General features: G+C 59.0%; 19 protein-coding genes. 10 read left to right on the plus strand and 9 right to left on the minus strand.

Features of this window, described 5'->3' with window-relative positions:
- Positions 1-2: 2 nt before the first annotated feature.
- Positions 3-155 (minus strand): hypothetical protein, encoded by a 153-nt coding sequence (locus tag AC07U5_RS16065; RefSeq protein ID WP_111847411.1) that lies wholly within the window; start codon positions 153-155, stop codon positions 3-5.
- A gap of 287 nt (positions 156-442) precedes the next feature.
- On the opposite strand from AC07U5_RS16065, the gene AC07U5_RS16070 reads away from it, so the two are divergent.
- Positions 443-1,024: a shikimate kinase gene (locus AC07U5_RS16070; RefSeq protein WP_113261501.1), complete on the plus strand. Its 582-nt coding sequence runs from the start codon at positions 443-445 to the stop codon at positions 1,022-1,024.
- Positions 1,025-1,028: 4 nt separating this feature from the next.
- Complete coding sequence (gene aroB / locus AC07U5_RS16075) at positions 1,029-2,159, plus strand: 3-dehydroquinate synthase (protein ID WP_494723620.1); 1,131 nt, start codon at positions 1,029-1,031, stop codon at positions 2,157-2,159.
- A 31-nt stretch (positions 2,160-2,190) separates the two neighbouring features.
- Here aroB and AC07U5_RS16080 read toward each other — a convergent pair whose 3' ends face one another.
- A complete protein-coding gene (locus AC07U5_RS16080) occupies positions 2,191-2,472 on the minus strand; it encodes a BolA family protein (protein WP_113180105.1) in 282 nt (93 codons plus the stop codon).
- Between the two features lie 166 nt (positions 2,473-2,638).
- Here AC07U5_RS16080 and AC07U5_RS16085 point away from each other — a divergent pair, with 166 nt between their 5' ends.
- The 4 genes from AC07U5_RS16085 (at position 2,639) to AC07U5_RS16100 (ending at position 7,424) form a co-directional block, all read left to right on the plus strand.
- Positions 2,639-3,265 (plus strand): J domain-containing protein, encoded by a 627-nt coding sequence (locus tag AC07U5_RS16085; RefSeq protein ID WP_062427625.1) that lies wholly within the window; start codon positions 2,639-2,641, stop codon positions 3,263-3,265.
- A gap of 63 nt (positions 3,266-3,328) precedes the next feature.
- Entirely contained in the window at positions 3,329-4,318 is a 990-nt protein-coding gene (gene cobS / locus AC07U5_RS16090; protein ID WP_494723621.1) for a cobaltochelatase subunit CobS, read from the plus strand.
- A gap of 156 nt (positions 4,319-4,474) precedes the next feature.
- Positions 4,475-6,382, plus strand: coding sequence for a cobaltochelatase subunit CobT (gene cobT, locus AC07U5_RS16095; protein WP_062427623.1), 1,908 nt, complete (start codon positions 4,475-4,477; stop codon positions 6,380-6,382).
- Between the two features lie 58 nt (positions 6,383-6,440).
- Positions 6,441-7,424 (plus strand): esterase-like activity of phytase family protein, encoded by a 984-nt coding sequence (locus tag AC07U5_RS16100; protein ID WP_494724262.1) that lies wholly within the window; start codon positions 6,441-6,443, stop codon positions 7,422-7,424.
- Here AC07U5_RS16100 and AC07U5_RS16105 read toward each other — a convergent pair.
- From AC07U5_RS16105 to ftsE, 4 genes are all read right to left on the minus strand, one after another.
- A complete protein-coding gene (locus AC07U5_RS16105; protein WP_113225166.1) occupies positions 7,413-8,201 on the minus strand; it encodes a lysophospholipid acyltransferase family protein in 789 nt (262 codons plus the stop codon). The genes AC07U5_RS16100 and AC07U5_RS16105 overlap by 12 nt on opposite strands.
- Positions 8,202-8,355: 154 nt before the next feature.
- Positions 8,356-9,042 carry a YdcF family protein gene (locus tag AC07U5_RS16110; protein ID WP_494723622.1) on the minus strand — a complete coding sequence of 229 codons (687 nt, stop codon included), beginning with the start codon at positions 9,040-9,042 and terminating at the stop codon, positions 8,356-8,358.
- Between the two features lie 68 nt (positions 9,043-9,110).
- Positions 9,111-10,112 carry a cell division protein FtsX gene (locus AC07U5_RS16115; protein WP_062427620.1) on the minus strand — a complete coding sequence of 334 codons (1,002 nt, stop codon included), beginning with the start codon at positions 10,110-10,112 and terminating at the stop codon, positions 9,111-9,113.
- Positions 10,105-10,764: a cell division ATP-binding protein FtsE gene (gene ftsE / locus AC07U5_RS16120; protein WP_062427619.1), complete on the minus strand. Its 660-nt coding sequence runs from the start codon at positions 10,762-10,764 to the stop codon at positions 10,105-10,107. The genes AC07U5_RS16115 and ftsE overlap by 8 nt, the downstream gene beginning before the upstream one ends.
- A gap of 208 nt (positions 10,765-10,972) precedes the next feature.
- On the opposite strand from ftsE, the gene AC07U5_RS16125 reads away from it, so the two are divergent.
- Both AC07U5_RS16125 and hpt read left to right on the plus strand, forming a co-directional pair.
- Positions 10,973-11,644: an FxLYD domain-containing protein gene (locus tag AC07U5_RS16125; protein ID WP_494724263.1), complete on the plus strand. Its 672-nt coding sequence runs from the start codon at positions 10,973-10,975 to the stop codon at positions 11,642-11,644.
- 73 nt (positions 11,645-11,717) lie between these two features.
- Positions 11,718-12,263 carry a hypoxanthine phosphoribosyltransferase gene (hpt, locus tag AC07U5_RS16130; RefSeq protein ID WP_062427617.1) on the plus strand — a complete coding sequence of 182 codons (546 nt, stop codon included), beginning with the start codon at positions 11,718-11,720 and terminating at the stop codon, positions 12,261-12,263.
- Positions 12,264-12,327: 64 nt separating this feature from the next.
- Here the strand turns inward: hpt and clpB are convergent, their stop codons facing one another.
- On the minus strand, positions 12,328-14,946 hold the full coding sequence (gene clpB / locus AC07U5_RS16135) for an ATP-dependent chaperone ClpB (RefSeq protein ID WP_448746259.1): 2,619 nt from the start codon (positions 14,944-14,946) through the stop codon (positions 12,328-12,330).
- Between the two features lie 301 nt (positions 14,947-15,247).
- Entirely contained in the window at positions 15,248-15,607 is a 360-nt protein-coding gene (locus AC07U5_RS16140; RefSeq protein ID WP_062427616.1) for a response regulator, read from the minus strand.
- Positions 15,608-15,755: 148 nt separating this feature from the next.
- Between AC07U5_RS16140 and AC07U5_RS16145 the strand changes: the two genes are divergently transcribed.
- Together AC07U5_RS16145 and AC07U5_RS16150 are read left to right on the plus strand one after the other, a co-directional pair.
- Positions 15,756-16,220, plus strand: coding sequence for a group III truncated hemoglobin (locus AC07U5_RS16145; protein WP_494723623.1), 465 nt, complete (start codon positions 15,756-15,758; stop codon positions 16,218-16,220).
- Between the two features lie 146 nt (positions 16,221-16,366).
- A complete protein-coding gene (locus AC07U5_RS16150) occupies positions 16,367-17,470 on the plus strand; it encodes a TRAP transporter substrate-binding protein (protein WP_062427614.1) in 1,104 nt (367 codons plus the stop codon).
- Between the two features lie 120 nt (positions 17,471-17,590).
- Here AC07U5_RS16150 and katG read toward each other — a convergent pair whose 3' ends face one another.
- Positions 17,591-19,774 carry a catalase/peroxidase HPI gene (gene katG, locus AC07U5_RS16155; protein WP_494723624.1) on the minus strand — a complete coding sequence of 728 codons (2,184 nt, stop codon included), beginning with the start codon at positions 19,772-19,774 and terminating at the stop codon, positions 17,591-17,593.
- Positions 19,775-19,965 lie beyond the last annotated feature (191 nt).

Below are 19,965 nucleotides of genomic sequence, written 5' to 3' on the forward strand. Positions count from 1 at the left end.
CCTCAAGGTGTCGGCGGGTTGAGGCGCTCGGACGGAATACGCACCGTGACTTCCCGCTCGCGCGGTTTGACCAGCGAAACAAGCGATACCATGCTCCCATAGATGATGCCGGCGATGGCCGCGAGGATGAAGATAAAACGGAAAAGGGTGGGCATGATCACTCCGCAGCACTTGGTCGCCTTGCCTGTGAGAACATCTTGGCAAGGGCATGGCGTGGCTGGCCTTCCCGCATAACAATCGGTGTCATCCGGCCAGGCTATTTCTATGGCCTAAAGCGCGCCGCGATCTTTCGGATTCGCGCTTTAGGCTTTAGGTTCTTGTTTCATCGCATGTCGTCATCGCAAAACCGCTGCACACTTCCGCGCGACATGCTTATAAGGCGCGATTTGGCTTGACGCTTGGTAAACATTTGAAGATACCGAAGCCAAATGGGCCATCATTCATGAGCGAAACCAACTTATCTCTTCCCCAGAGCCTGGGAGAAAAAGCGCGTGCCGCCCTAGGCAGGCGCAACATCGTTTTTGTTGGGCTCATGGGTGCGGGAAAATCCGCAATCGGCAGGTCGGTCGCGCAGCAGTTGAGGATCCCCTTCGTCGATACGGATGACGAGATCGAGCGCGTCTCGCGCATGACGATCTCGGAGCTCTTCGCTAGCTATGGCGAAGACGAATTTCGGGCACTGGAAACGCGCGTGATTAAGCGGCTTTTGCGTGGTGGACCCAAGGTCGTCTCCACCGGTGGTGGGGCCTTCATCAATGAGAATACCCGTAGACACATCAAGCGTGGCGGCGTTTCGCTCTGGCTGAAAGCCGATCTTGAAGTGCTGTGGGAACGCGTCAACAAACGGGATCATCGCCCCTTGCTGAAGACCGAGAACCCCAAGGCAACGCTGGCGGCACTGATGGAAAAGCGTTACCCCATCTATTGCGAAGCCGACATCACCATCGAATCCCGCGATGTTCGCAAGGACATCATCGCCACGGAAGTTCTAGAAGCCATCGCCAGCCTCACCAAGAAAGCCTGATGCCATGCCCTCTGCCATCCAGACCGACGAGCGCCTTGTTCATGTTCCGCTGGGTGAACGTGCCTATGATATCCTCATCGGACCTGGCCTGATCGGCCGCGCCGGTGGAGAAATTTCCTCACGGCTGAAAGGCAAGCGCGCCGCCATCATCACTGATGAGCATGTCGCGCCGCTTTATCTCGAAACCCTGATGGATGGTCTGCAGACCGACGGCATCGAGGCCGTATCGCTGACGCTACCGGCAGGCGAAAAGACCAAGAGCTTCGATCACCTCGTCACCGTCTGCGATGCCATCCTTGCTGCGCGGATTGAGCGGAACGATGCGGTCATCGCGCTCGGCGGCGGCGTCATCGGTGATTTGGCGGGCTTCGCAGCCGGCATCGTTCGCCGTGGTGTACGCTTCGTGCAAATTCCAACATCGCTTCTGGCGCAGGTGGATTCTTCCGTCGGCGGCAAGACCGGCATCAACAGCCGCCACGGCAAAAACCTCGTCGGCGTTTTCCATCAGCCGGATCTGGTGCTGGCCGACACCGCCGTTCTCGATACGCTGAGCCCGCGCGAGTTTCGTGCAGGCTATGCCGAAGTGGTTAAATACGGCCTGATCGACAAGCCGGATTTCTTCTCCTGGCTTGAGAAGAACTGGGTGGAAATCGAGAGAGGAGGCCCGGCTCGCATCGAGGCGATCGCCACGAGTTGCCAGGCGAAGTCGGACGTCGTTGTCGCGGATGAGAAGGAAAACGGTGTCCGCGCGCTGCTGAACCTCGGCCATACCTTCGGCCACGCTCTGGAAGCGGCAACCGAATACAACAGCGAACGGCTGGTTCACGGAGAAGGCGTTGCCATTGGCATGGTACTGGCGCACCAGTTCTCCGCCCGCATGAACCTTGCAAGCCCGGATGATGCAACCCGCGTCGAAGCGCATCTGAAAGCGGTGGGCCTGCCCACTTCGATGAAGGATATCCCCGGCACACTTCCGCCGGTCGAAACGTTGATGGCGGCGATCGCCCAGGACAAGAAGGTCAAGGGCGGCAAGCTGACCTTCATCCTGACCCACGGCATCGGCCAGTCTTTCGTGGCGGATGATGTTGCGGCATCGGAGGTGCAGAGCTTCCTGTCGGAAAAGCATCCGGGCTAAAGCTGCAACGGCTTACGGTCGCTGTAGACAATCAAAACCGCGTCGGTTCGCCCGGCGCCGCTGCTTCGATGGCCAGCGCATGCAGGCCGGCATCCAGTTCGGGCTTCAGCAGCCCATTAATGGCACGGTGGCGGTCCACGCGAGACTTGCCTGAGAACTGCTCAGACACTATCTGAACACGCATATGCGTCTCGCCTGTGCCGGTCATATCCGGCTGGTGTCCGGCATGCATGTGGCTTTCATCAATGACATTCAGGCGATCCGGCAAAAATGCTTCCCGAAGCTTGTTTTCCATGCGTTGGCGCAGGGACATGGCATCCATCTCCTGATGATCACGTTGGTTAGAGCCTGTCTGGCAATTCGGCGACGGAGAGCCGATCGGTTACCAAACAGGCCTAAAGGGGCTACCTAAAAGCCTGCAACATTCCGCTTTGTCAATTCTTGTTGTGCACCCTTTTGCGCACCATAATTGGGATATCATGAAACTGGATTCGAAATACTTCGACCGCATCCGCACGCGTCGCAAGAGAGACCAACCGCCGGAGGCTCAAGCCCCCGTGTGTCAGTGGGATGGATGCGACAAGCCTGGTAATCACCGCGCACCCGTCGGCCGCAATGCCGAGGGGCAGTTCTTCATGTTCTGTTTCGAGCATGTGAAGGAATACAACAAGGGCTACAATTATTTTTCGGGCCTCTCCGACAGCGAGATTGCCCGCTACCAGAAGGAAGCGATCACCGGCCACCGACCCACATGGACGGTGGGGGTGAACAAGACAGCGCGCGACAGCCCGCTTCATTCGACCTTGCGTTCGGGTGCTGCAAATGCGCGCATCCGGGATCCTTTTGGCTTCACCAATGGTTTTGGCGACGGAAGGGCGGGCGGCCAGCGCATCCAGCCGGACCGCAAACTGAAAACACTGGAAGCGAAAGCCTTCGACACGCTCGGTCTGGAGGCTGGCGCCAAGCAGGAAGACATTAAACGACGCTATAAGGAGCTTGTCAAAAAGCACCATCCTGATGCTAATGGTGGCGATCGCGGTTCGGAAGAGCGTTTTCGGGCTGTCATTCAAGCCTACCAATTGTTAAAGCAATCGGGTTTCTGCTAAGCCCCTTTGGTAATTGCCTTATGAAGATGTGGCCGGGTGGTTGCTACCCGCCTTGGAGACGTGATGAGCAAAATTGACCTTGATATTACCAACCTGCCGGATACGACTGTTTCTGTCCGTGAGGTCTTCGGTATCGATACGGATCTGCGTGTTCCGGCTTACAGCCAGGGCGACGCCTATGTGCCTGATCTGGATCCGGATTATCTTTTCGACCGCGATACGACACTGGCGATCCTTGCAGGCTTTGCTCACAACCGACGTGTCATGGTGTCCGGCTTCCATGGCACCGGTAAGTCCACCCATATCGAACAGGTCGCAGCACGCCTCAACTGGCCGTGCGTGCGCGTCAACCTCGACAGCCATGTCTCTCGTATCGACCTCGTCGGCAAGGACGCCATCGTTCTGAAGGATGGCAAGCAGGTCACCGAGTTCAAGGACGGCATCCTGCCCTGGGCTTACCAGCACAATGTCGCACTCGTCTTCGACGAGTATGATGCGGGCCGCCCGGACGTCATGTTCGTTATCCAGCGCGTTCTGGAATCGTCCGGTCGCCTGACGCTGCTCGACCAGAGCCGCGTGATCCGCCCTCACCCGGCCTTCCGCATTTTCGCAACCGCCAACACCGTTGGCCTTGGCGATACGACCGGTCTTTACCACGGCACGCAGCAGATCAATCAGGCGCAGATGGACCGCTGGTCGGTCGTTACGACGCTGAACTATCTGCCGCATGAGCAGGAAGTGAACATCATCGTTGCCAAGGTGAAGAGCCTCGACACCGAGAAGGGTCGCGAAATCGCATCGAAGATGGTTCGCGTTGCCGATCTTACCCGCTCAGCCTTCATCAATGGCGACCTCTCAACCGTGATGAGCCCGCGTACCGTCATCACCTGGGCAGAGAACGCAGAAATCTTTGGCGACCTCGCCTTTGCCTTCCGCGTTACCTTCCTTAACAAGTGCGATGAGCTGGAGCGGACGCTGGTGGCAGAGCAGTACCAGCGCGCTTTCGGCGTCGAGCTGAAGGAAAGCGCGGCAAACATCGTTCTCAGCGCCTGATACTTCCGGCGAAAGCCGGGAGATCACTAGAGCATTTCCAGCAAAAGTGGCATCGGTTTTGCGTGCGGAAATGCGCAGATTAAAGCGTGAAGACGAAGACGCTCCCGCGTAACTTTCAAAGTCTGCGCGGAGCGTTCAGAATCGACAGGAAAGACCATGGCAGCGCGCGGCGACAATGTGAGACCCAAATCCGGCACGGTGATCGATACCGAACCGCTGCGTCAGGCGATCACCGGCTGCGTGCGGTCTGTCGCGGGTAGTTCGGAAGTCGAAGTGGTTTTCGCCAATGAGCGTCCGGGCCTTGCCGGCGAGCGCATGCGGCTACCGGAAATCTCCAAGAAGCCGACGGCACAGGAAGTGGCGATCACCCGTGGACTTGGCGATTCCATGGCGCTTCGCCTTGCCTGCCACGATAGCGATGTTCATGCCACGATGTCGCCGCAAGGTGCCGATGCACGGCAAATCTTCGATGCTGTCGAACAGGCGCGTGTCGAATCCATCGGCGCGCTTCGCATGCCGGGCATGGCGAACAACATTCGTGCGATGAACACGGAGAAATACGCCAAGGCGAACTTTGGCGCGATCAACACCCAGGAAGATGCACCCATTGCTGAGGCTGTCGCGCTGCTGGTCCGCGAGAAGCTGACCGGGGAAAAGCCGCCGGAAAGTGCGGGCAAGATTCTCGACGTCTGGCGCCCGTTCATCGAAGACAAGGCGTCTGGTGATCTCAAGGATCTCTCCTCCGTCATCGAAGACCAGAAGGCGTTTTCCAAGCTCGTTCGCAAAATGCTGACCTCCATGCAGATGGCGGAAGATTTCGGCGACGAGAATGACGAGCCGGAATCGCAGGAAGCCGAATCCGACGAAGACCAGCCGCGCAGCAACGAGCAGCAGGAAGAACAGGTCGAGGAAGACGCGGGCTCCGATGCCGCCCCTGCGGAGGAGAGCGAAGCCTCTCAGGAGCAGATGGAAGATGGCGAGATGGATGGCGCCGAGATGTCGGAGGACGAAATGTCCGACGATCTCGATGAGGATTCCGAAACGCCCGGCGAAACCCGCCGCCCGAACAGCCCCTTCGACGATTTCAACGAGAAGGTCGACTACCGCATCTTCACCCAGGAATTCGACGAGGAAATTCATGCTGAGGAACTCTGCGACGAAGCGGAGCTCGATCGCCTGCGCGCCTTCCTCGACAAGCAGTTGGCGCATCTTCAAGGCGCCGTTGGACGCTTGGCAAACCGTCTGCAGCGCCGTCTGATGGCGCAGCAGAACCGCTCCTGGGATTTCGATCTGGAAGAGGGCTACCTCGATCCGGCACGTCTCGTGCGACTCATCATCGATCCAATGCAGCCGCTTTCCTTCAAGAAGGAACGCGATACGAAATTCCGCGACACGGTCGTTTCGCTGGTCATCGACAATTCGGGCTCCATGCGCGGTCGACCGATCACGGTTGCCGCCACATGCGCCGATATTCTGGCCCGCACGCTGGAACGCTCCGGCGTGAAGGTGGAAATCCTCGGCTTCACCACCAAGGCGTGGAAGGGTGGACAATCACGCGAGCAATGGCTTGCCAGCGGCAAGCCGCCGTCGCCCGGCCGTCTGAACGATCTGCGCCACATCATCTACAAGAGCGCGGACGCGCCATGGCGCCGCGCGCGGCGCAATCTCGGCCTGATGATGCGCGAGGGCCTGCTTAAGGAAAACATCGACGGCGAAGCACTGATGTGGGCGCATAACCGCCTGATCAATCGGCCGGAGCAGCGCAAGATCATGATGATGATCTCCGACGGCGCACCGGTGGACGACTCGACGCTGTCGGTCAATCCGGGCAACTATCTCGAACGGCATCTGCGTGCCGTCATCGAGCAGATCGAGACGCGTTCGCCTGTCGAACTTTTGGCGATTGGCATCGGCCACGACGTGACGCGCTACTATCGCCGTGCTGTGACCATTGTGGACGCGGACGAACTGGCGGGCGCCATGACCGAGCAACTTGCCGCTCTCTTCGAGGATACCAGCACAAGCTCCGGCAAGCCGTCCCGCAGGATGCGCCGTGCGGGATAAGACACGTCGCAGCGGGGGCGTTTTCCCCCGCCGATCGTTCGCAAGCCCCGTCGCTACGCTGGCTTTTGTTCTTGCCATTCTCAGCCCGGCCGCAATCGGCGCCTCCTCTCCTGAAGTTGCTGTGACCTCTTCACCAATCCGGGATTTTCTGACCGGATCGAGTGAGAGGCACTTCGGCAAGCTGGAATTTATCGGGGGACTGTCCATGCGCTCGTCCGACACCGATTTCGGGGCAATTTCGAGTGTGCGCTTTCGAGCGGACGGACGCAGCTTCGTTGCGGTTCTCGATACCGGCCACTGGATGACCGGCCAGATTGAGCGCGATAGCAAGACCGGGGCTCTTTCCGGCGTGTCGATGTTGCATATCGATCCGATGCTGAACGAGAATGGAACTGCCGCGCGCAGAAAGGTGGACATGGACGCCGAGGGCTTGGCAGTACGCGGCGATCGTCTTTATGTCAGCTATGAACAGTTCCACCGCATCGGCATTTATCCCGATAAGAATCTCGCCGGTGCCAAGCCACGCGGCAGGCTTCCCCATCTCATTCCCAACAACGCCCTGAAACGCAATGCCGGACTGGAGACACTTGTTGCCTCGCCGGAGAACTCGCCGCTCAAAGGCGCACTGGTTGCGGTGGCGGAAGACAGCGTTGATAGAAACGGCAATCTTTACGCCGCCATACTGGATGGGCCGCTCAAGGGGCTGTTTGCCGTCAAGAAACACGGTGATTTCGCCGCGACGGACGGCGCTTTCCTGCCCAATGGCGACCTACTGTTGCTGGAGCGCCGCTTCAATTTCAGCGAAGGCGCGGGCATGCGCATCCGCCGTATTGAGGGCCAGGATATTCGTCCAGGCGCTGTCGTCGATGGCGAGACGCTGATCGAGGCCGGCCCGTCCTATCAGATCGACAATATGGAAGGCATTGACGTCGTGCCTCAGCCGGATGGGTCCACCCATCTCATCCTTGTCTCGGACGACAACCACTCGTTCCTGCAGCGGAACCTGATGCTGGAATTCAAGCTGAATCAATCAGACTCTTGAGAAGCCTAGCTCGGCCAGCCGCTTCTGCGCGGTCGGCGGCATGGGCAGGTCGGGATTGTTGCGCGCCGTCTCGATGAGCAGTTCGTCGCTCGCCTTTTCCGTCACCTCGATCAACGTCTTGAAGAAGGTATCCGGATCGAGACCGGGCTGGATCGGCGGCAGAATGCGCACCTTGAAGTGCCCCGGATAGCGCATGGTGGACCGGCGTGGCCAGAAAAGGCCGGGATGCATGGCAACGGGGACCACCGGCACTTTCAGATCGCGGTAAAGACGCGCAATGCCGTAACGATATTCCGGATCCGCCCCCGGGGGACGGCGCGTGCCTTCCGGATAGATGATCAACTCGCGACCCTTCGCCATCTCCTCCTTGGCGCGGTCCATGACCTTCAGCATCGCCTTGCCGCGCGCAGCACGATTGACCGGGATCATGCGCTGCTTGGCGACGTACCAGCCAAAAAGCGGTATCCACATCAGTTCACGCTTCAGGATGTAGACCGGGTCTTTCAGGTCCGGCAGCAGCGCGTAGGTGTCCCAGAAGGACTGGTGCTTGGGCGCGAAGATGCAGCCGGTTTGCGGAATATTTTCCAGACCCTCGACCTCGAAAGTCGTTCCGACGATCGTCTTCATCAGCCAGTGGTTGGAACGTGCCCAGTTCTTCGGAATCTCATAGGCAAGCTTGCGCGGCACGATGAAGTAGATCGGCGTCAGCACGATCATGCGCAGGATGAGATTGAGATAGAAGAAGGTATTGAACAGAACCGAACGTAGTCTGAGCATGTGTCTGGCGTCTCCGGGCGCTTGAGCCGAAGACGGGTGCCTCTTCACGCCAGCGCAGATGGCCAACGCCTACACGAAACCGGGGCCATGCAGCAAGAGCTATCCAGCGAGAAGGTCGCGACCGAGACGGCACAACATTTTTCGGATCGACCGTTCAGTCTCTCAGGCCATTACCCTTGCCGATACCCGTCAGGTCGCGAAGCGCGGCGACGACGAATTTTGCGTATTCGGAGATCATGGTGCGCAACACGTTGGGATTGGCGAACCAGTTGGTGCGGCTCAAATCGGAATTGATGACCGGATAGGCGATGAATTCGGTATTGGGGCTTGCGCTTCTAAGCTCATGCAGGCTTCGATGCATATGGTAATTGTTGGTAACGACGACGATCGAGGTGTAGCCCTTGTCGCGTATCCACCCTGCAGCCTCATTGGCATTGCCAATCGTGTCGATCGCCTTGTAGCCCATGTCGACGCAGCAGGCGAAGAGATCGGGAGAACTCTGCGTCATCCTCCTGATTTGCGCGCGCGTCGTCGATGGGTTGACGCCTGAAATGAGTAGCCGCTTTCCGACCTTATCACGCAACAACCCGACCGCCTGGTCGATCCGCTGGTAACCGCCGGTCAGGACAATGATGGCATCGGCTCTTGCGCCTTCCGGCGGTCGCATGGTCGCAACGGAATCGGCAAACCACAAAAATCCGCCGAAAACGGCACCGGCAGTGACGACGAAAACGAGGATGGCGATACGGATGAAGCGGCGCAACGGCCCGCGTCGCGAGAACATTCGGTTCCGCGGCGAATCAGCCATATGATCATGCCGGTCTATGCGACTCATTGCCATGAGTTACCATAAGCAGGGACTATGGCAAGGAACAGGCGGTTGTGCCCGGCCCTCGACCATCAACGCCCCTATAAGCCATCGCTCTTCGACGGGTCGGAACGGATGCGGTCGATCTCATCGATCGTGCGGATGACCGTCATGCGCGCTGTAATCGTCGTCAGCAGCGAGATGATGATCATTGTCATAAGGATACCGAGATAACCGTCGATGCCGACCGAGAATGAGCCGAACAAGGCGGTCGCCTGATCGCTTTGCGGCGTTGCAAGCGATCGCGACTGCCAGAAGCCTGCCGCAAGGAAGACGAAAGCCGCGACAGCACTGCCGGCACCCGACCCCTTGAGGCTGATCTTCAGAAAGTGCTTCTGGAATTCGCGCGCGACAAAGCCGCTTTCGGCGCCGACGAAATGCAGCACCTCGACAATGTGCCGGTTGCCGGAGAGTGCGCCGCGCGTGGCAAAGATCACCGTCAGCACCATGGCGGTAAAGACCAGCACCAGCACGCCGACGCCGATCATCACCGTGGTATGGGCCATGGAGACCAGGCGATCTACCCAGGTGCGGTGATCATCCAGAAAGGCCTGCGGGATTTCGGTCTTCAGCATTGCCCGCATGGCTTCGAAATCCGGCGGGTTGTTTTCATCAATGGTGATGATCACGAGGCGCGGTACCGGCAGTTCGGACAGATCAAGCCCCGAGCCCAGCCAGGGCTCCAGGAGGCGGCTCGTCGCGGCGTCGTCCATGATCGTGCCTTCGCGCGTGCCGACGAAACCCAGCGCCAGATTGCGGGCCTTGTTGAGCGCCGCATTCATATCGAGCCCGTCTTCGGGCTTGATCTGAATGGTGATCTCCCGCGAAATCTGGCTCTGCCAGCTGGCGGCGGTGGCGCGTACCATGCTGACGGCACCGAGCGTCAGACAGGCGAGAAAGGCCATGATGGCGATGACCACGATCAGCGCGTTGCCCTGAATGTTGGATGGCGGCAGGATCGGCGCCATCGGGCGGATGCGCATCTGCGGTGCGCCTTGCTGCGGCGCTCTCGGTTTCAGCGTCTTGCGGTTCATCTCATTCATAGATGTCGAGCCGCCCTTCGGTCAGGATCATCCGGCGCGCATCGACCTGATCCATCAAGCCAAAATCGTGCGTGGCGATGACGACGGCGGTGCCCAGCCGGTTGAGTTCCAGAAAGAGATTGAGCAGCCGCTTGGCCATGGGCGGATCGACGTTTCCGGTCGGCTCATCGGCCAACAGGATCTCCGGCTGGTCCATCAGCGCGCGCGCGATCGCGGCGCGCTGCTTTTCCCCGCCCGAAAGAATGGCGGGAAGAACGTTGACGCGCTCTCCCAGACCGACCCACTTCAAAAGCTCGATGACATCGTTGCGATAGGCGCTTTCTTCCTTGCCGCGGACACGCAAAGGCAATGCGACATTCTCATAGGTCGTCAGATGATCAAGGAGGCGAAAATCCTGAAAGACGATGCCGACGCGCCGACGCAGCATCGGAAGCTCGCTTCTCGGGATGCGCGAAATATCGCGGTTGAACATGCGGATATGACCGCGGGTCGGCTGCAGCGACATGAGCAGCAGGCGCAGAAGCGTCGTCTTGCCCGCACCGGACGGCCCGGTCAGGAACTGAAAGGAACCCTTGGGAATATCGAAGGTCATGTCCCTGAGAATTTCCGGGCCCATGCCGTAACGCAGCCCGACATTTTCGAAATGGATCAACGCTTTTCCAGTCTCTTTCTTTTCCGATCCGCTTGAGCGTCTTCAAATCTCCGCCCTGCCGCTTTTTGCCCGCAAACTGCGGGAAACGCGGCTCGACGCAGTCGATCTTTGCGAAGCGTTAACCAATTAAATTTACGACTGGTCAAGATTCCTTTCAATGCCCGGGGTGAACTCGGGCTGAAAAACTGACCAAGGGAACTTCATGGCTATGTTCCGTCCATTTCGCAAACAATCGGCACATGATTACGACCTTTTGATGCCAGATGCGCCTGCTGCCCGGCCAAAGACAAGAGCCGTGACGCGACAGGAAACGATCGACGCCGACTTCGTGACCGTAAAGGAAACGGTCTTTCGTGACTACGGAAACGACAATCGACGCGCGGCTTATCAACAAGGCAAGCGCAGGACCGTCGGTGCGCTCGAGACATTTCAGGCGATGATCGCATGGATCGATCGCAAGCTTTCCTCGCTTTCGGTCGACGGCTATTCGGCTGTCGTTGCAGCTGCAGCCGTCGGCATGTTCTTCATGTCCGGTGGATTTTCCGTGCTTCCAACGGAAAGACCGGCCGTCGAGGCCCCGCCTGAACCGCTTGCCATCTCGCATATCAGCATTACCCCGCAGGATGCTGGCGGGATGGAAGTCCTGGTCATCAACGGCATTGTCGATAACAGAACCGACAACATTCAGGAGGTTCCTTCCATCCGCGCCGACCTCTTCGCTGCCAAGGGAGAGAAGGTGGCCAGCATGCTGATCGAGCCGCCCATCACCGAGATCGGACCCGGCCAGAGCCATGGCTTCTCGGCAAAACTGCGCCATCCCGGTGGAAAAACGCCGGAAATCAAGCTTTCCTTTATCGAAACGGATGCTTCCGCTCGCTGACTGTGCTACCGCAGCCCCTTCATTTCATCCGCCGGCAGCTTCTGTCTGGCTGCGAAGCAATGCAGGAGACACAATGCCCGTCGTTCGTGGAAAAAACATCGAGCCGCTTTACACCGCCGACCAGATCGCCGAGCGCAACCGCGATATGGCAAAGCACATCGCCCAGGGCCCGACAAAGGACCTGCTGGTCATTGCGGTGTTGAAGGGCTCCTTCATTTTCGCTGCCGACCTCATCCGCGCGCTGCACGATAGCGGCCTTGCCCCGGAAGTCGAATTCATCACGCTTTCCAGCTACGGCACCGGCACCGTTTCGCAAGGCGTCAAGATCGTCAAGGATATCGACAGCGACGTGAAGGACCGCGACGTTCTTCTGATCGACGATATTCTCGAATCCGGTCGCACGCTGCGTTTTGCCAAGGAATTGCTTTTCGAGCGTGGCGCCCGCAACGTCTCCATCGCCGTGCTTTTGGACAAGAAGGTCAAGCGCAAGGAAGATCTGGAGGCTGATTTCGTCGGCTTCGAATGCCCGGACTACTTCGTCGTCGGCTACGGCATGGATGTGGCCTATGCCTTCCGCGAATTGCCCTTCGTTGGCGTCGTCACTGGTGACGCAGAGTAAGTCTGTCTCTTCTCGATAAAACCGCAACAACGAAAAAGGGCTCCCGAAGGAGCCCTTAACCACATCACGCGGCGTCTGCCACGCCATCATGCGCAGATGGCTGCTTGACCTTGAACAGCAGCCTGTCGGTACCGGAGGTCACCTTGACGGTAGAACCATCCGGAACCTCGCCGCCCAGGATCATCTCGGCCAGCCTGTCCTGAACGGACTTCTGGATGACACGCTTTAGCGGGCGTGCACCATAGGCAGGGTCGTAACCCTTGTTGGCCAGCCAGATCCGGGCATCCTCATCCAGATCGAGCGTCACCTTGCGATCGCTGAGCAGCGAAACCAGGCGGCGAAGCTGGATATCGACAATCGCACCCATCTCATCGCGATGCAGGCGATGGAAGAGGATGATGTCGTCGATACGGTTGAGGAATTCGGGGCGGAAGTGACCGCGCACGCGCTCCATCACCATTTCGCGGACCGACTCCACCGTGTCGCTGTCGCCCATCTGCGTCAGGAACTCCGAACCGAGGTTCGAGGTCATGATGATGATGGTGTTCTTGAAATCGACGGTGCGGCCCTGGCCATCGGTCAGACGGCCGTCATCCAGCACCTGCAACAGGATGTTGAAGACGTCCGGATGCGCCTTTTCGATCTCATCGAACAGCACGACCTGGTACGGACGGCGGCGAACCGCTTCCGTCAGAGCCCCGCCTTCTTCATAGCCGACATAGCCGGGAGGCGCACCGATCAGCCGGGCAACGGAGTGCTTCTCCATATATTCCGACATGTCGAGGCGAACCATCGCGGTTTCGTCGTCGAAGAGGAAGCGCGCCAAGGCCTTGGTCAGCTCCGTCTTACCCACGCCCGTCGGGCCGAGGAAGATAAAGGAGCCGATCGGACGATTCGGGTCCTGAAGACCCGCACGCGCGCGGCGCACCGCCTTCGACACGGCCTGAACCGCTTCGCCCTGGCCGACCACGGACTTGCCGAGTTCGTCTTCCATGCGCAGCAGCTTCTCGCGCTGACCTTCCAGCATCCTGTCGACGGGAATGCCCGTCCAGCGGGAGACGACATGGGCAATATTGTCCGCCGTCACCACTTCCTGCACCATGGAGGCGGCACCGTTGCTGTCGCGCTCTTCCGCCGTCGCCAGTTCCTTTTCCAGGCCTGGAATGATGCCATAGGTCAACTCACCGGCGCGCTGGAACTGACCGTTGCGCTGGGCAATCGCCAATTCGTTACGTGCTTCGTCGAGCTGCTTCTTCAGGTCCGCAGCATGTCCGAGCTTCTGCTTTTCCGCCTGCCAACGGGCCGTCAGGGCATCCGCCTTTTCTTCCGTATCGGTCAGTTCATCCTCAAGCTTCTTCAGCCGGTCGGCCGAAGACGCATCCGTCTCCTGCTTCAAGGCTTCGCGCTCGATCTTGAGCTGGATGATGCGACGATCCAGTTCGTCCAGCTCTTCCGGCTTGGAGTCCACCTGCATGCGAAGACGCGATGCGGCTTCGTCCATCAGGTCGATGGCCTTGTCCGGCAGGAAGCGATCGGTGATGTAGCGGTTCGAAAGCGTCGCAGCCGCAACCAGGGCCGAATCCGAGATACGGACCTTGTGATGCTGCTCGTATTTCTCTTTCAGGCCACGCAGGATCGAAATCGTGTCCTCGACCGTTGGCTCGTCAACCAGAACCGGCTGGAAGCGACGGGCAAGTGCCGGATCTTTTTCCACATGCTTGCGATATTCATCGAGCGTGGTTGCACCGACGCAGTGAAGCTCGCCACGGGCAAGAGCAGGCTTCAGGAGGTTGGACGCATCCATCGCGCCATCCGCCTTGCCGGCTCCAACCAGCGTGTGCATCTCATCGATGAAGAGGATGATTCCACCTGCTTCTGCCTGAACCTCGTTCAGCACAGCCTTCAGACGTTCCTCGAACTCACCGCGATACTTCGCACCGGCAATCAGCGCGCCCATGTCGAGCGCCATCAGCTTCTTGTCTTTCAAGCTTTCCGGCACGTCGCCATTGATGATGCGCAACGCCAGGCCTTCGGCGATGGCCGTCTTACCGACGCCCGGTTCACCGATCAGCACGGGGTTGTTCTTGGTGCGGCGCGACAGAACCTGGATCGTGCGGCGAATTTCGTCATCGCGACCGATCACCGGATCGAGCTTGCCTTCGCGCGCTTCCTCCGTCAGATCACGGGCGAATTTCTTCAGCGCATCAAAGCCCTGTTCGGCATTGGCGCTATCCGCGGTGCGGCCCTTGCGGATATCATTGATCGCCTGATTGAGCGCCTGTGCCGTCACCCCTGCCTTTTTGAGCGAGGAGGAGGTGGATGCGGAGGTCTCGATCGCAAGCGCCTGAAGCAAACGCTCTACGGTCACGAAGCTGTCGCCTGCCTTTTTCGACACGTCTTCAGCGGTCGCAAAGACCTTCGCAAGCGGCGCTGTCAGCGAGAGGCCGCCATTGCCGCCCGAAACCTTGGGCAGTTTGGCGAGCGCCGCATCATTGGCAAGCCGCGCTTCCTTTGCATCGCCACCTGCGCGCTCGATCAGCGAGGACGCCATACCCTGGTCGTCATCGAGAAGCGCCTTGAGCACATGCTCGGCTGCAAACTGCTGGTGGTTTTGCGCCAGCGCATAGGTCTGGGCAGATTGAAGAAACCCGCGGACCCGCTCTGAGTATTTTTCAATGTTCATGTTCATAGCCTCCTTTGCCGGCCTGCCCGCTTTCGGCACAGATCGGAACGTTGGGATTGGAGCCCCCGTAAGCGGCAGACCCCTTTTCGGCATCTCACATCTTGGATTTGCAAGTGCCGCGAAGCCTTGGCGCATTTGATCGCCGCGGCTTGCTTAGCCAGAATATGGTGGGTGTTTTCATGCCTTTAAAGAGCATGCGGCAGTTGCGCGTGCAAAATACTGCGGCCTGCTTCAGGCAGACGGCGAAAGCCGCAGAAGCGACAGGTTCGCAAACCCATCGCGCAGTGTGTCCGCTGTCGGGTCAGGCCGCGAGAGCGCGGGCCACGGCAAGCCGGATATCCGGCAGTGCGAAGGGCTTGGGAACGACGTCGATGATCTTGGTAACGAGATCGTCCGCACGCTCACGCTGTTCGGCATATCCCGTCATCAGCAGGATTTTGAGGTTGGGATATTGCGTCGAGGCACGATGCGCCAGTTCGATCCCGTCCATCACCGGCATGCGGATATCGGACAAGAGAAGATCGAAATCCTGTTCGCTCAGTTTTTCGAACCCCTGCTCGCCATCGGCGGCCTCATGGGTTTCGTGTCCATCCAGGCGAAGTGCCCGGGCGACAAACGTACGCAGAGCGTCTTCGTCTTCGGTAATGAGAATTCTGGCCATCTTCCATTGCTCCTGGTATTCATTCCAGCGAGCCCAAACTCGGTCATTTCCCTTTGCAATAAGTAAATGACGGTGAGGCCACCGGTGGCATGGTTAACAACCCATGCCACAATGCGTTCCACCCCATCCAAGGCAGACCCGATAACTGATGAGTGAAGACATGGCAGCAAGAGCTGTGCACAGCGCGGCAATGCAGGAACGCGCCGAAAGGGATATGGCCCGCATGGGTGTCGATGCGGCATTTATTTCCAGACTGGTCGAGACCTTTTACGAGCGTGTCCGTGCGCATGACACGCTCGGACCTGTCTTCGACAACCGGCTTTCAGGCCGCTGGCCGGAGCACATGGAAAAGATGAAGAGCTTCTGGTCTTCCGTCGCATTCAAGACCGGGGCCTATGGCGGAAAGCCGGTCCAGGCGCATATGGGGGTCGGCGGCATGAGCGCCGATCTTTTTCCCCAATGGCTGACATTGTTTTCGCAGACGCTGGATGAGATCGCGCCAACGGGGCAAGCGCATGCATGGTTCATGCAGACCGCCGACCGCATCGCCAGAAGTCTGACACTCTCGCTCTTCTACAACCCCGCTTTCGACGATCCGGCACGCGGCACCTGACGAATTTGCAGATCTCAACTTGGGGTTACCCAAGGCTGGCCGAAATATCACCACTATTGTCTTGAAGGCTGCAATCGGACGTGGTTATTACATCGGCGGGAGGCGTACCAAGCGGTTCGCCGAAGCTTCAGTCAAGGCAATCAGTGATGGATCGCAGATCGTTTATTAGAAACGCGGGCGCCGCCGGCGCAGGCGTTACAGCAGCAGCCCTCGCAGCACCCGCTATTGCGCAGGAAAACCCGCAGATCACATGGCGCATGACATCCTCTTTCACCAAGGGGCTGGATATTCTCTTTGGCGCGGGGCAGCTGGTTGCCGATCATGTGAAAGAAGCCTCGGGCGGCAACTTCGTCATCCAACATTTTGCCGGGGGTGAAATTGTCCCGGCGCTCCAGGCTGCAGATGCAGTCAGCGCCGGAACGGTCGAGATGGCCCATACCTGCTCCTATTATTATGTCGGCAAAGACCCGACTTTCGCGCTCGGCACCGCCATTCCCTTCGGCCTCAATGCTCGCCAGACCAATGCCTGGTTCAATCAGGCCGGCGGCAACGATCTGCTGAACGCGTTCTTTGCCAAGCACAACATCTATTCCATCCTGCTCGGCAACACCGGCGCACAGATGGGCGGCTGGTTCCGCAAGGAAATCAACACCATCGATGACCTGAAGGGTCTGAAGATGCGTATCGCCGGACTTGCCGGCCAGGTCATGCAGAAGGTTGGCGTCACGCCGCAGCAGATCGCCGGCGGCGATGTCTATGCCGCCCTTGAAAAGGGCACGATCGACGCCACCGAATTTGTCGGCCCCTATGACGACCAGAAGCTCGGCTTCTACAAGGTCGCCAAATATTACTACTATCCCGCCTGGTGGGAAGGTGGCCCCGCGGTTCACGCCTTCATCAATCTGGAGAAGTACAACGGCCTGCCGGAAAACTACAAGCGCATCCTGAAAGACGCCTGCGCTGCGGGTAACGCCTACATGCTGGAGCGCTACGACGCGCAGAACCCGAAGGCGCTCAAGGAACTCGTGGCTCAAGGCGCGATCCTTCGCCCGTTCAGCCAGGAAATCCTCGATGTCTGCCACAAGGCAGCGGTCGAGACCTATGCAGGCATTTCCTCGGTGAACCCGGACTTCAAGACCATCTACGAGAGCCAGCAGGCCTTCAAGAAGGATGCCTATCTCTGGGCGCAGATCGCCGAATACACCTATGACACCTACATGATGATCCAGCAGCGCAACGGCACGCTCTAAGCGTTACGCAGGCAGGAATACGAAAGCCATCCGACGCGCGCGGATGGCTTTTTGTTCTTCAGGCCAAATTGAAAGGGGCACTACTTTCATCGCGCCCCTTTCTTGTTTTATTTGCAGAAATCAGACGAGATCGAAGCGGTCGGCGTTCATCACCTTGTTCCAAGCAGCAACGAAGTCCTTGGTGAACTTGCGGCCGGCATCGGCGGAGGCATAGACCTCGGCGAAGGCGCGCAGTTGCGAGTGCGAACCGAAGATCAGGTCGACACGCGTACCGGTCCACTTTACCTCGTTGGTGTTGCGGTCACGGGCCTCGTAGATGCCTTTCTCGCCAGCGACCGGAGCCCACTGGGTGCTCATGTCGAGAAGGTTGACGAAGAAGTCGTTCGTCAGAACTTCGGGACGATCGGTGAAGACGCCATGCTCTGGCTTGCCGACGTTGAGAACACGAAGACCACCCAAGAGCGCCGTCATTTCAGGACCGGTCAGGGTCAGCAGGTGCGCACGGTCGATCAGTGCTTCCTCTGCCTTCATGAACTGATGGCGCTTCTCGTTGACATAGTTGCGGAAGCCATCGATGCGTGGCTCGAGTGCGGCGAAGGAGGCAACATCGGTCTGCTCCTGCGAGGCATCGGCGCGGCCAGGCGTGAACGGTACGGTTACATCCTGTCCGCCGGCCTTCGCGGCCTTTTCGATTCCGGCAGCACCCGCCAGCACGATGAGATCGGCAAGCGAGATCTGCTTGCCGCCCGTCTGAGCCGCGTTGAAGTCACGCTGGACGCCTTCCAGAACCGAGAGAACCTTTGCCAACTGCTCAGGCTGGTTGGCTTCCCAGTTCTTCTGCGGCTCCAAGCGAATGCGTGCGCCATTGGCACCGCCACGCTTGTCCGAACCACGGAAGGACGAGGCAGACGCCCAGGCGGTGGACACCAGTTCCTGCACCGAAAGACCGGTCGCCAGAACCTTTGCCTTCAACTCGGCAATGTCCTGATCGTCGATCAGCGGATGGTTGACAGCCGGAACGACGTCCTGCCAGATCAGATCTTCGGCCGGAACTTCCGGACCAAGGTAGCGAACCTTCGGACCCATGTCGCGATGGGTCAGCTTGAACCATGCGCGGGCGAAAGCATCGGCAAACTGTTCCGGATGCTCCAGGAAGCGACGCGAAATCTTCTCATATTCCGGGTCGAAGCGCAGCGACAGGTCCGTCGTCAGCATGGTTGGCAGCTTCTTCTTCGACGGATCGAAGGCATCGGGAATGGACGGCTCTGCATTCTTCGCCACCCACTGCTTTGCACCAGCCGGGCTCGTGGTCAGTTCCCACTCGAAACCGAATAGGTTTTCGAAGAAGAAGTTGCTCCACTGGGTCGGCGTCTGCGTCCAGGTGACCTCCGGTCCACCGGTAATGGCATCCTTGCCGACGCCGGTGCCGAACTTGCTCTTCCAGCCGAGACCCTGGTCCTCAAGCGCGCCACCTTCCGGCTCTGCGCCGATCAGCGACGGGTCGCCGGCACCATGCGTCTTGCCGAAGGTGTGGCCGCCTGCAATGAGTGCCACCGTTTCTTCGTCGTTCATCGCCATGCGGGCAAAGGTTTCGCGGATATCGCGGGCTGCGGCAACCGGATCGGGATTGCCGTTCGGGCCTTCCGGGTTGACGTAGATGAGACCCATCTGCACCGCGCCGAGCGGTTCGGAGAGTTGGCGCTCGCCGCTGTAGCGCTCATCGCCAAGCCATGTGCCTTCCGGGCCCCAGTAGAGCTCTTCCGGTTCCCACACGTCTGCACGACCGCCGGCAAAACCGAAGGTCTTGAAGCCCATGGATTCGAGCGCGACATTGCCCGTCAGAATCATCAGGTCGGCCCAGGAAATCTTGTTGCCGTACTTCTGCTTGATCGGCCACAGGAGACGACGCGCCTTGTCGAGGTTGGCATTGTCCGGCCAGCTGTTGAGGGGCGCAAAACGCTGCTGGCCCATGCCGGCACCGCCGCGGCCATCTGTGATGCGATAGGTACCGGCGCTGTGCCAGGCCATACGAATGAAGAGACCGCCGTAATGGCCGAAGTCGGCTGGCCACCAGTCCTGGGAGTCCGTCATCAGCGCATGCAGATCGTTCTTGACGGCATCAAGGTCTAGCGACTTGAACGCTTCGGCATAATCGAAGTCCTTGCCCATCGGGTCGGACAGGCTGGAATGCTGGTGAAGCTTCTGGATATCCAGCTGATCGGGCCACCAGTCACGATTGCCTCTTCCACGCGGGGAAGAATGGGCGACGGGACACTTGCCCGCGGCTGCGTTGGGATTGTCCATGATGTTCTCCTGCTTTGCTCAATCAAGTCATCAAATTTAATGAAGCGCGGTTGCGGAAATAATATGAGCCGCTCGCTCGTCGCGCTATGATCCCATCTTCGAAGACGGAAGCAGCGCGGCGCTCCTCGCGGTTCATGTCTTAGCCAATAGATGTGATAGTTTTAAGTTGGATTTACCGATTGCATCGATAG

The sequence above is a fragment of the Agrobacterium sp. GW821-FHT02D03 genome, from assembly GCF_059421725.1.